This is a genomic window from Pseudofrankia saprophytica (assembly GCF_000235425.2).
Taxonomy (GTDB): domain Bacteria; phylum Actinomycetota; class Actinomycetes; order Frankiales; family Frankiaceae; genus Pseudofrankia; species Pseudofrankia saprophytica.
Map to the genome: position 1 here is coordinate 160,789 of NZ_KI912267.1, position 10,667 is coordinate 171,455.

Genomic DNA, 10,667 nt, shown 5'->3' on the forward strand with positions numbered 1-10,667 from the left:
GACTTTGGTCTAGCCCTTCTCGAGGTACTCGACCGGCCGGTCGTCCAGGGCCAGCAGGACGCGGCGGGCCAGGGCCGGGTGGGAGGACAGGTCCGGGTCGGTGTCGACCACGCGGCCCGCCTCCTCCCTGGCGTCCAGGATCAGCCGCTCGTCCTTGAGCAACTCCAGCAGGCGCACCGAGCGGCCGCGGCCCGACTGGCTCGCGCCCAGCACGTCGCCCTCACGGCGCTGGCCGAGGTCGAGGCGGGCGAGCTCGGCGCCGTCGGTGGTCGCCGCGACGTTCGCGAGCCGCTGGGTGGCCGGCGTGTCGCCGCCGACCTCGGTGTGCAGCAGGCAGACGCCGGCGGCCTGCCCACGCCCGACCCGGCCGCGAAGCTGGTGGAGCTGGGAGACGCCGAACCGGTCGGCGTCCAGGATGGCGATCACCGTCGCGTTGGGGACGTCCACGCCCACCTCGATCACGGTCGTCGCGACCAGCACGTCGACCTCGCCGGCCGCGAACCTGGTCATCACCGCGTCCTTGGCGTCCGCAGGCAGCCGGCCGTGCAGCGCGGCGACCCGAAGGCCCGCGAGCGGCCCCTCGGCGAGCCAGGGCAGCAGCTCCTCGACCCCGACGCCGGCGAGCGAGCCGGTTCCGTCGCCGAAGCCGGGTCGCCCGGCCTCCGCCTCGTCCTCGGGCAGGTCCTCGTCGTCCGCCGAGCCGCCCGCGACGGTGCTGATCCGCGGGCACACGACGTATGCCTGGTGGCCGGCGGCGACCTCGTCCCGGATACGGCCCCAGATCCGGCCCCGCCAGCTCGGATGCTCGGCCCCGTTCACGACGAACGTGCCGATCGGCGACCGGCCGGCGGGCAGCTCGGTGAGCGTGGAGACCTCCAGATCGCCGAACACGGTCATCGCGACGGTCCGCGGGATCGGCGTCGCCGTCATCACGAGGACGTGCGGCGGGTCGGTGGCGCGGGCGCGCAGCGCGTCCCGCTGCTCGACGCCGAACCGGTGCTGCTCGTCCACGACGACCAGCCCCAGATCCCGGAACGCCACCCCCTCGTGCAGCAGGGCGTGCGTGCCGATGACCAGGCCGGCGCTCCCGTCGGCGGCGGCGGCCAGCGCCTCGCGTTTCGCGCGCGCGCCGAGCGAGCCCGTGACCAGTGCGACCTTGGTCGCCGGCGAGGTCTCATCCAGCTCGCCCGCTCGCCCGAAGCCGCCCAGCAGGGCGCGGACGCCCCGGTGGTGCTGGACGGCGAGGGTCTCGGTCGGTGCGAGCAGGGCGGCCTGGCCACCGGCGTCGACGACGGCGAGCATCGCTCTCAGCGCGACCACGGTCTTGCCCGACCCGACCTCGCCCATCAGCAGCCGGTGCATCGGGACGGGACGCGCGAGCTCGCCGGCGATGGTCGCTCCGACGCCGCGCTGGCCGTCGGTCAGCGCGAACGGCAGCTGGCCGTCGAACGCCGCGAGGATGCCGTCGGGACGGCCCCGACGGGCGACTGTCGCCATGGCCGAGATCGCCCGCCGGCGCTGGGCGAGGATCACCTGGAGCGTCAGCGCCTCATCCCACTTCAGCCGCCGGTGGGCGCGCTCGACGTCGCCCGTCGACTCCGGCTGGTGCACCAGCTCGTAGGCCTTGCGCAGGTCGACCAGGCGGTAGCGAGCCCGCAGGTCGGCCGGCAGCGGATCGGGCAGCTCGCCCAGGGTGTCGAGCAGGACCCGCACGCAGCGACCGATCGCCGGCGAGTTGACCTGCTCGGTGGCCGGGTAGATCGGCACCAGCGCCCTGGCCCACCTGTCCGGGTCGTCGCCCGGGCCGTCGTCGTCCTCCAGCGGGTGCGTCTCCGGGTTGACCATCTGCAGGCGCTGGTTGAACCGGTCGACCTTGCCGGAGAACACCGCCACCGAGCCGGCCGACAGCCGGCGGGCCGGCGACCTGGCCGGGTTGAAGTAGGTGACGGTCATCTGGGCGGTCCCGTCGGTCACGGTCAGGACCGCGTAGCGCCGTCCGGTGCGGGCCGTCTTGCTCTCGTTCCTCACGACGCGCGCGTGCACGGTGGAGACCTCGCCCTCGACGAGGTCGGCGAGGTTGGTCAGCTCCCCACGCCGGTGGTAGCGCCGCGGCAGGTGCTCGAGCAGGTCGGCGACGGTGACCAGCTCGAGCGGGCGCTCGCCCAGCCGCTTCGCGTCCTTCGCCGGCAGCAGGTGCCGCAGCGGGGTGTCCAGCTCGATCACATTCCCGATACTGCACCCGGACAGCGACAGTCCGGCGTCGCGTGCCACCCGGCCGCGCCGCGCGCGGACCGCGGCGCCCCGAGCCCCGGTCGCGCTGTCTCTGCGGTAGCCTTCAGTGAGCACCGCCGTGTCCGGGTTGTTTCGACGCCCGTCCGGCGCCATTCGTCCAGCGGCTCTGCCCGCGGTCAGGCGCCAACGGCGGGCCAGCGCGGCCGGAACCCCGGTCACGGCTTCAGCGACAACCTCTCGGCGGAGTGTTTCTCGTGTCTTCGGTGTGCGACGTCTGCGGCAAGGGACCGGGCTTCGGCATGTCGGTCTCCCACTCCCACCGGCGCACCCGGCGGCGCTGGAACCCCAACATCCAGACGGTGCACGCCCTCGTCGGGCGCACCCCCAAGCGTCTGAACGTGTGCACCTCGTGCATCAAGGCGGGCAAGGTGACCCGCGCGTAGGGCGCTCCCGTTGCCGGACGCTTCGCGCCCGCAACCGGGCGGCGCCTGTCGGGCGCTGAGCGCCCTCCCCACGTGGTTCCGGGCACTGGCATATACCGGTGGTAAGGCCTGGTTTCGGGCAGGCGAGGTGGCTGGCTTGACGCAGCGCTGAGGCGCTGTCACCTTTTGTGGCCGGGTTTGCGTATATAGCTCGTCAAGAGGCGCCGCGCAGGTGGCGCCTCTTTTCGCGCGCCGGGCGCCGGGCGTCCCGCCAGATCTCCTGATCGCCGGTTTCCCGGATCGCCGGCCCCACCGATCGCCGGACCGTGATCCGGGATGGCGACAACGGCTCACCACCGACCGGCGAGCGGGCGGTGCCCCTCGCGATCCGCCGGCCCGGTCGTGTTGATATGAGAGGGATCGTTTCTCGGACCCTCTTGTACCGGAGCCGCCGACATGCCCCAGACCTTGCCGGACCTGAACGCGCTCAGCCTCGAGCAACTGGTCTCCTACACCGCCGGGCTCTCCGACGCGGCACTCGAGGAGCTGATGAGCGGGCCGGAACGCTCCGCCCTCCTCGACGAGTACTTCGACCGGATGGCGAAGCAGGCCGACCCGAACAAGATCAAAGACCAGAACGCGGTGGTGCACTTCCACATCACCGATCGGCCGGGCGGCGGCTCGGACAACTACGAGATGGTCATCCGGGACGGCGCCTGCGTCATCAACCGCCAGCCCGTGGAGAACGCGAAGGTGACCGTCACCCTCGACGGCGTCCGCTTCATCAAGCTGATCAGCGGCACGGCCGACCCGACCAAGATGTTCCTGACCCGCAAGCTGAAGATCAGCGGCGACATGATCTTCGGTGGCAAGGTGCTCGGCTGGTTCGACATCCCCACCCCCTGATCCCGAGGCGTCCGGGCGCGCGAGGCTTCGGTACCGTCGCGCGCCCTCCGGCCCGAGCGGACTCCTACCTGGCCAGCCGGCGGGAAGGAGCGGCCGGGGGTGACGGCGGAACGGTCGGGGGCGACGGCGCCTCCCCCGTCGCGGGGGCGTCCGCCGTGGCGCGCCACCGCCAGCCGTGGTCGACCGGCCCGATCCCGGCCCCCAGAGCGAACCCGGTGCGCAACGCGCCGGTGACGTAGTCCTTGGCGGCCCGCGCCGCCGCCGGGACGTCGAGACCCATCGCGAGCCCGGCGGCGATCGCCGAGGCGAGCGTGCAGCCCGTCCCGTGGGTGTGCCGGTTGTCGGCGCGGTCGGCCCGAAGGACGATCTCGGTCGTCCCGTCGGTGAGCAGGTCGACGGCCTCGCCGGGGAGGTGCCCACCCTTCACGAGCACCCAGCGAGACCCGAGGCCCAGCATCGCCTCGGCGGCCCGCCACAGCCCGGCCTCGTCGCGCACCTGGACGCCGGTCAGCAGGGCCACCTCGTCCAGGTTCGGCGTCGTCACCGTGGCCAGTGGCAGGAGCAGGTCACGCAGCACCGACACGGCCGCAGGCTCCAGCAGCCGGTGGCCGTGCTTGGACACCCCGACCGGGTCGACGACGAGCGGCGCCGAAATCCCCCGCAGCTCCTCGGCGACCACCCGGACCAGCTCGGGTGTGGCCAGCATTCCGGTCTTGACCGCGTCGACGCCTATGTCGCCGACCACCGAGACGATCTGTGCCCGCACGGCCTCGGCCGGCAGTTCCCAGGCGCCCTGGACGCCGACCGAGTTCTGCGCGGTCACCGCCGTGACGGCCGTCATCCCGTGCACGCCGAACGCGGCGGCCGTCTTCAGGTCCGCCTGGATCCCGGCGCCGCCGCCGGAGTCGGAGCCCGCGATCGCGAGCACCCGCGGGGGCGCGGCCCTGGGCCCCTGAACGGCGGTGGCGGCCTCCGACGACCTCATCGCGATGCCCCGGAGGTGACCTCGCCGGTCACCGGCCATCCGGCTCCGCATGTATCGCTGGTCACATTTCCTCCGTCACCCGGTCACGGCCACGTTGTCATCCTGGCCGCTGGAACCGCGTCGCGCCGTCGCGCCAACCCGACGGTTCGCCCACATGAACCCACGTATGGCCTTGGCCAGACAAACGAGTGGTGGTATCAATCACAGATCGGGGGTCGTGATTGTTCCGCGGTGGTGGTGCCATCGCCCGGACCAAGGCCACTCAAGCCCTCCGGCGTCACGGAGACTCGCGCGTTCACAGCAGTTCCTTCGGCTGGGAGCCTCTCACGGAGGCCGATTGCCTGTTACCGTCTCTCGGCCCGTACTTCTCTACTCGACGGGCTGTCGACGTCCGACGAGGGAGCGTCTGTGGTTCACGCGTACATCCTTATCCAGACCGAGGTCGGCAAGTCCGCGTCGGTGGCCAAGGAGATCGAACAGATCCCCGGCGTCACGCAGGCGGAGGACGTCACCGGCCCGTACGACGTGATCGTGCGCGCGCAGGCGGGCTCGGTCGACGACCTGGGCAAGCTGGTGATGGCCCGGGTCCAGGCCGTCGAAGGAATCACCCGCACGCTGACCTGCCCGGTCGTGCATTTCTGACGAGATGACGAGATGGCGGGCGGCCGGCCTGACGGTGGCGGCGGCGGCGCTGTTCGCCGCGGGGTGCTCGGGTGGGTCCGCCGCGGTGGCGGTGACGGGTGCGCCGGCGCCCACCGGTGAGACCGCGACGTCGTGCCGAGCCCTGCTGGACGCGCTGCCCGATTCCCTCGGCGACGGGCTGGACCGGCGTCAGGTCACCCCGCAGGGGGTGTCCGCCGCCGCGTTCGGCTCGGCGCCGGTCCTGGTCACCTGCGGGGCCGAGGGGGTCGCCGCCGGCTACCGGCCGGACTCGGTCGTCTCCGAGCACGACGGCGTGAAGTGGTTCCCGGAGGACGCCGCTGGAAGGTCACGCTGGTCGACGCCGACCAGGCGGCCACAGGTGACGCTCACCTTTCCGGACGACGTCCTGCCCTACAACGTGATCGCAGCCGTCACCCCCGCGGTCCTGGCTCACACCGCCGACACCGCTCTCTGAGCGCGGCGGGGCCGCAGGGGTACGGGGTGCGGGGTCCGCAGGGCTGAAGGGGCAGGGTTCGCGCGGGTTCGGCCTACCGGAGACCGCTGCCGTGATCCAGCGCCAGCTGGATGAGGCGATCGACCAGAGCCGGGTAGTCCAGGCCGCTGGCCGCCCACATCCGGGGGAACAGCGAGGTGGGGGTGAAGCCCGGCATCGTGTTCACCTCGTTGAGGATCACCTCGCCGGCCGCGGTGAGGAAGACGTCGACGCGGGCGAGCCCGGCGCAGTCGAGCGCGCGGAACGCGGCGGCCGCCGCGGCGCGCACCCGGTCGGCGATCTCGGTCGGCAGGTCGGCGGGCACGTCCAGGCGGGTGTTCGAGGAGACGTACTTGGCCTCGAAGTCGTAGAAACCGGCCGAGGAGTCGACGACGATCTCCGCCGGGGCGCTGGCCTCCGGCTCGCCGCCGCCGAGCCGGTCGAGCACCCCGCACTCGATCTCCCGGCCGACGATCGCCGCCTCGACGAGCACCTTCGGGTCCGACTCACGCGCCGTCTTGATCGCGGTGTCCAGATCCTCCCAGGCGTCCACCCGGCTGATCCCGATGCTCGACCCGCCCCTCGCGGGCTTGACGAACACCGGCAGTCCCAGCCGCTCCTTGTCGGTGTCCAGCAGGGTCTCCCCCGCCCGCAGCACCGCGTACGGACCGACGCGCAGGCCGGCCGCCGCCAGCAGGGCCTTCATGTGCTGCTTGTCCATCGCGGCGGCGCTGGCGAACACCCCGGAGCCGACGTACGGAAGCCCGGCCATCTCCAGCAGGCCCTGGATCGTGCCGTCCTCACCGTAGGGACCGTGCAGGAGCGGAAAGACCACGTCGACGTCCAGGCCACCGGGGCTCCCGCCGGCTTCCGTCGCCGGGGCGGCCACGGCCCCTGCCCCCGTGACGGGCTCCAACGCGACGAGGGCGGCCCCGTTCGGGTCAGGAGGAAGGATGACGCCCTGGCCCGCGCCCGAACGCACCTCGGGCAGCTCAAGACCGCTGCCGGCCAGGGCCGCCGGGTCGTCGGGCAGTACCAGCCACTGGCCGTCCGGCGTGATACCCACCGGCACGACCTCGTAGCGATCGCGATCCACCGCGGCCAGTACCCCACGGGCGGAGACACAGGAGATCGCATGCTCAGTGCTGCGCCCGCCGAACACGATCGCCAACCGGGGCCTTCGCGCGAAGCCAGCCATGCGGGGACAGTAGCCGATGGCATATTGCGGCCGGGTGAACCTCTTCTTATTGGCCCACTTCTCCCGGTTCTTTACGGCCTTCCGATGCGCTGGCCGGTGCGGGCGGAAGTCACCCGGAGTGGGCGACAAGCGGTGTCCGCGTGAGGCGGTGTGGGCGAGAAGTGGTGCCGCCCCCGAACCGGGTGCCGCCGGCCTGGGCGGCCCGAGCCGTCTGGTTGAATCCCCAGGGCCGACTGTGGTCGGCCCGAAGCCCCTGAGTCGTCGGATCGCGACCGAGAGTGATCGCGCGTCCGATCTTGGCCAGTACCCCGGGGGCGGGCCGCGGAGTTCGCCGCCAAGTACGGCGCCTCGTGGCCCGCCTCATCCGCCCGAGGGGCACCCCCGGACCCCCGGGAGTCCTGCCCCGACCGCGAGGAGGCGTCCCATGCCCCAGACCTCCCAGCCAGCCAGCCCCGCCGCCCCGCCGCTGGCCCCCACCGCGACCGATCGGCACCGGTACCGGATCATCGGCGGGCAGCCGCTGGTCGGCTCCGTCGAGGTCTCCGGCGCCAAGAACTCGGTGACCAAGCTCCTGGTCGCGACGCTGCTGACGGACGAGCCGTGCACGCTGGCGCGGGTGCCCCGCATCGTCGAGGTCGACGTCGTCCTCGGGATGCTGGCCGAGCTCGGCGCCGAGGTCGAGTGGCTCGACGACCACCGGGTGCGCATCGCGACGCCGCGTATCGCCGACGCGTCGCTGTCCGAGGCGTACTCGGGCGTCAACCGGATCCCGATCCTGATGATGGGCCCGCTGCTGCACCGGGTCGGTGAGGCCGTCGTCCCGCTGCCCGGCGGCTGCCGGATCGGGAAGCGCCCCGTCGACTTCCACCTGGCCGGGCTGCGCGCGATGGGCGCGGAGATCGTCGAGCAGGTCCGGTCGGTCCAGGTCAAGACGCTGGGCCTGCACGGCGCGCACGTCGAGCTGCCGTTCCCGAGCGTCGGCGCCACCGAGAACCTGCTGCTCGCCGCCGTCCGCGCGAAGGGCACCACGGTGATCTCGAACGCCGCCGTCGAGCCCGAGGTGATCGACCTCATCCTCTTCCTGCAGCGGATGGGCGCCCTGGTCGACGTCGAGGTGGATCGCACGATCGTGGTCCAGGGCGTGGACCGGCTGCACGGCGCCGACCACACCGCGATCCCCGACCGGATCGAGGTGGCCTCGTTCGCCGCGGCGGCGGTGGCGACGAACGGCCGCGTCGACGTGCGCGGCGCCCGCCAGGAGGACGTCGCGACGTTCCTGAACCACCTGCGCCGCCTCGGCGGCGAGTTCCGGGTCACCGACAGCGGGATCACCTTCTACCGGGACCGGGAGCTCACCGCGACCCACGTGCAGACCGACGTCCACCCCGGCTACATGACCGACTGGCAGCAGCCGCTGGTCGTGCTGCTCACCCAGGCGCGGGGCGCGTCGGTCGTCCACGAGACGATCTATGAGGACCGGTTCGGCTACACCCGCCAGCTCAACGAGATGGGCGCGAGCATCGCGCTGTCGACGACCTGCCTCGGCGGCAAGGCCTGCCGGTTCGCCTCCAGGGACTTCGAGCACTCGGCGGTCGTGTCCGGGCCGACCCCGCTGGTCGGCGGCGACCTGGAGATCCCGGACCTGCGCGCCGGCTTCGCCTACATCATGGCCGCGCTGGTCGCGGGCGGCGCCAGCATGATCTCGGGGACCCGGTTCCTCGAGCGCGGCTACGAGGACCCGGTCGGCAAGCTCCGCTCGATCGGCGCCCTCATCGAGACGCTGCCGCCCGCCACGGCCCTTCCCACCCAGCCGCCCGCGCCCGCGGCCGGCTGAACCGCGCGGCCGCGCGCGACCCGTTGGTTCCGGGGTTCGTGACCTCAGGACAACGGGGCTCCACCCGGGGCTTCACACCGGGCTTCACACCGGATCCGGCCGCGCTCCGGCCTGTATCGGCCTACAGGTCCGGGCGCGCCGGGGTCCGGCGGGCGGCCGCGGCCGCGTCGGCGTCCGTCCGGTACTCGGGGCCTGGCTCCCGGCTCATCAGGTCCTTGACGGCCTCCAGCGGCGGCAGTCCGTCGTAGAGCACCCGTTCCACCTGTCGGCTGATCGGCATGTGCACGCCGAGCCGGTCGGCGAGCGCGAGCAGCGGACGACACGAACGCACTCCTTCCGCCACCTGCCGCTGTTCGGCCAGCGCCGCCTCCAGCGTCATCCCGCGGCCGAGCTTCTCGCCCAGGGTCCGGTTGCGCGACAGCGGCGAGCAACAGGTCGCGACCAGGTCGCCGAGACCCGCGAGCCCGGCGAAGGTCATGGGGTCGGCGCCCAGCGCCACGCCCAGCCGGGAGGTCTCGGCGAGTCCCCGGGTGATGAGCGACGCGACGCTGTTCGCCCCGAACCCCAGGCCCTCGACCATGCCGGCGGCGAGCGCGATGACGTTCTTCGTCGCACCGCCGAGCTCGCAGCCGACGACGTCGCCGTTCGTGTAGGGGCGCAGGTAGGGCGTCCAGCAGGCGGCCTGGACGGCGGCGGCGGTCGCGGCCGAGGCGCTGGCGATGACGGTCGCCGCCGGGTCCTCGGCCGCGATCTCCCTGGCCAGGTTCGGCCCGCTGACGACGGCGATCCGCTCCGGGCCGCAACCGGCGACCTCGCCGATCACCTCGCTCATCCGCCGGCTGCTGCCGTCCTCGATGCCCTTCATCAGGCTCACGAAGACCGCCGACGGCTCGACCATCGGCGCCCAGAGGGCCAGCGCCGGGCGCAGCGCCTGCGCCGGCACGGCCAGCACCACCAGGTCGGCCCCGGCCAGCGCCTCGGCCGGGTCGGACGTCGCCAGCACCTGGTCTGGTAACCGGACCTCGGGCAGGTAACGCGGGTTCTGATGCTCGCGGTTGATCGTCGCCGCCAGCGCGTCATCGCGGGTGACCAGGGTCACCCGCCGCCCGGCATCCGCGAGGATCTTCGCGAAGACCGTCCCCCACGACCCGGCGGTGAGCACCGCGACCGCGGGGCGCGGACCGCCGCCGTCACTGCCGTTCGTCGTCATGCTGCCGAAGTCTCATCCACTCGTAACCGGCTCGTCGACCAGCCCGGCCGTACCGGGCTTGGGCCGACGTTATGTCAGTGCCATAGGTGGGACGCGGCCGCCACCATGGCGGGGCCCACGGTGGAACCCGCCGAACGTGGTCTCGCAGTGCGTGCGCTTCCCTGCCCATTCCCGCCCTCCGCCCATTCGGCTGGATCTGGATCCCGCGGGGAGTGCCCGTGGCACAGCCGGTGTGACAGATGATCGCCGGCATCGCCGCTGTGGAAACACCGCGCGGGCCGCGCGAGTTCTCGCCGGTGCCGCCCCGCCCCGCGAGGCGAGCCCATATGGTCGGGTCGTGGCGGGCGGGCGACCCCAGGGGTGGATCGTCGTGCTGCCGTTGAAACGGCTGGGCGCGGCCAAGAGCCGCCTGGAGCACCCCGGCCGGGCGCTCCTGGCGCTCGCGATGGCGACCGACACCGCCGCCGCGGCGGCGGCCGTCGGCCGCGATGTCGTGGCCGGCGTGCTGCTGGTGACCAACGACCCGGCCGCGACCGCCGCGATCACGGGTCGCGCCGCGGACGGCGACGACGCCTCGGCCGGGTATCCCGCGGACGGTGGCGGCCCGGCGCCGGTGCTGGCCGTGCCCGACCTGCCCGACCGGGGGCTCAACGCGGCGCTGCGGCACGGCGCCAGGATCGCGGCGCGACGCTGGCCGGGGCACGGCGTCGCCGCGATGTCTGCCGACCTGGCGGCGCTGCGGCCG

Annotated in this window: 9 protein-coding genes and 1 pseudogene; 6 read left to right on the forward strand and 4 right to left on the reverse strand. The window is 73.1% G+C overall.

Annotated elements, in window-relative coordinates; translation table 11 throughout:
• Positions 1–9: 9 nt before the first annotated feature.
• On the reverse strand, positions 10–2,223 hold the full coding sequence (locus tag FRCN3DRAFT_RS0235240) for an ATP-dependent DNA helicase RecG (RefSeq protein WP_027141230.1): 2,214 nt from the start codon (positions 2,221–2,223) through the stop codon (positions 10–12).
• Between the two features lie 263 nt (positions 2,224–2,486).
• On the opposite strand from FRCN3DRAFT_RS0235240, the gene rpmB reads away from it, so the two are divergent.
• Positions 2,487–2,675, forward strand: a complete 189-nt coding sequence (gene rpmB / locus FRCN3DRAFT_RS0235245) for a 50S ribosomal protein L28 (protein ID WP_007516655.1) — start codon at positions 2,487–2,489, stop codon at positions 2,673–2,675.
• A 435-nt stretch (positions 2,676–3,110) separates the two neighbouring features.
• A complete protein-coding gene (locus FRCN3DRAFT_RS0235250; protein WP_007516653.1) occupies positions 3,111–3,560 on the forward strand; it encodes an SCP2 sterol-binding domain-containing protein in 450 nt (149 codons plus the stop codon).
• Between the two features lie 64 nt (positions 3,561–3,624).
• Here the strand turns inward: FRCN3DRAFT_RS0235250 and thiD are convergent, their stop codons facing one another.
• On the reverse strand, positions 3,625–4,545 hold the full coding sequence (gene thiD / locus FRCN3DRAFT_RS0235255; RefSeq protein ID WP_232794347.1) for a bifunctional hydroxymethylpyrimidine kinase/phosphomethylpyrimidine kinase: 921 nt from the start codon (positions 4,543–4,545) through the stop codon (positions 3,625–3,627).
• Between the two features lie 408 nt (positions 4,546–4,953).
• Here thiD and FRCN3DRAFT_RS0235260 point away from each other — a divergent pair, with 408 nt between their 5' ends.
• Together FRCN3DRAFT_RS0235260 and FRCN3DRAFT_RS0235265 are read left to right on the forward strand one after the other, a co-directional pair.
• Positions 4,954–5,187, forward strand: a complete 234-nt coding sequence (locus FRCN3DRAFT_RS0235260; RefSeq protein ID WP_007516650.1) for an Lrp/AsnC family transcriptional regulator — start codon at positions 4,954–4,956, stop codon at positions 5,185–5,187.
• A gap of 4 nt (positions 5,188–5,191) precedes the next feature.
• Complete coding sequence (locus FRCN3DRAFT_RS0235265) at positions 5,192–5,662, forward strand: DUF3515 family protein (protein ID WP_007516648.1); 471 nt, start codon at positions 5,192–5,194, stop codon at positions 5,660–5,662.
• Positions 5,663–5,735: 73 nt separating this feature from the next.
• On the opposite strand, the gene FRCN3DRAFT_RS0235270 is transcribed toward FRCN3DRAFT_RS0235265, so the two are convergent.
• Positions 5,736–6,878 carry a D-alanine--D-alanine ligase family protein gene (locus FRCN3DRAFT_RS0235270; RefSeq protein WP_007516646.1) on the reverse strand — a complete coding sequence of 381 codons (1,143 nt, stop codon included), beginning with the start codon at positions 6,876–6,878 and terminating at the stop codon, positions 5,736–5,738.
• A gap of 424 nt (positions 6,879–7,302) precedes the next feature.
• Here FRCN3DRAFT_RS0235270 and murA point away from each other — a divergent pair, with 424 nt between their 5' ends.
• Positions 7,303–8,712: a UDP-N-acetylglucosamine 1-carboxyvinyltransferase gene (gene murA, locus FRCN3DRAFT_RS47760; RefSeq protein ID WP_007516644.1), complete on the forward strand. Its 1,410-nt coding sequence runs from the start codon at positions 7,303–7,305 to the stop codon at positions 8,710–8,712.
• A gap of 121 nt (positions 8,713–8,833) precedes the next feature.
• Here murA and FRCN3DRAFT_RS47765 read toward each other — a convergent pair whose 3' ends face one another.
• On the reverse strand, positions 8,834–9,922 hold the full coding sequence (locus tag FRCN3DRAFT_RS47765) for an NAD(P)H-dependent glycerol-3-phosphate dehydrogenase (RefSeq protein ID WP_007516642.1): 1,089 nt from the start codon (positions 9,920–9,922) through the stop codon (positions 8,834–8,836).
• Between the two features lie 337 nt (positions 9,923–10,259).
• On the opposite strand from FRCN3DRAFT_RS47765, the pseudogene FRCN3DRAFT_RS55595 reads away from it, so the two are divergent.
• Positions 10,260–10,667, forward strand: a pseudogene (locus FRCN3DRAFT_RS55595) (2-phospho-L-lactate guanylyltransferase); the annotation flags it as partial.

Coding starts and splice junctions, on each gene's coding strand:
- FRCN3DRAFT_RS0235265 (WP_007516648.1), top strand. CDS start 5,192: ATGACGAGATGGCGGGCGGCCGGCCTGACGGTGGCGGCGGCGGCGCTG.
- FRCN3DRAFT_RS0235270 (WP_007516646.1), bottom strand. CDS start 6,878: ATGGCTGGCTTCGCGCGAAGGCCCCGGTTGGCGATCGTGTTCGGCGGG.
- FRCN3DRAFT_RS47765 (WP_007516642.1), bottom strand. CDS start 9,922: ATGACGACGAACGGCAGTGACGGCGGCGGTCCGCGCCCCGCGGTCGCG.
- FRCN3DRAFT_RS0235250 (WP_007516653.1), top strand. CDS start 3,111: ATGCCCCAGACCTTGCCGGACCTGAACGCGCTCAGCCTCGAGCAACTG.
- murA (WP_007516644.1), top strand. CDS start 7,303: ATGCCCCAGACCTCCCAGCCAGCCAGCCCCGCCGCCCCGCCGCTGGCC.
- thiD (WP_232794347.1), bottom strand. CDS start 4,545: ATGAGGTCGTCGGAGGCCGCCACCGCCGTTCAGGGGCCCAGGGCCGCG.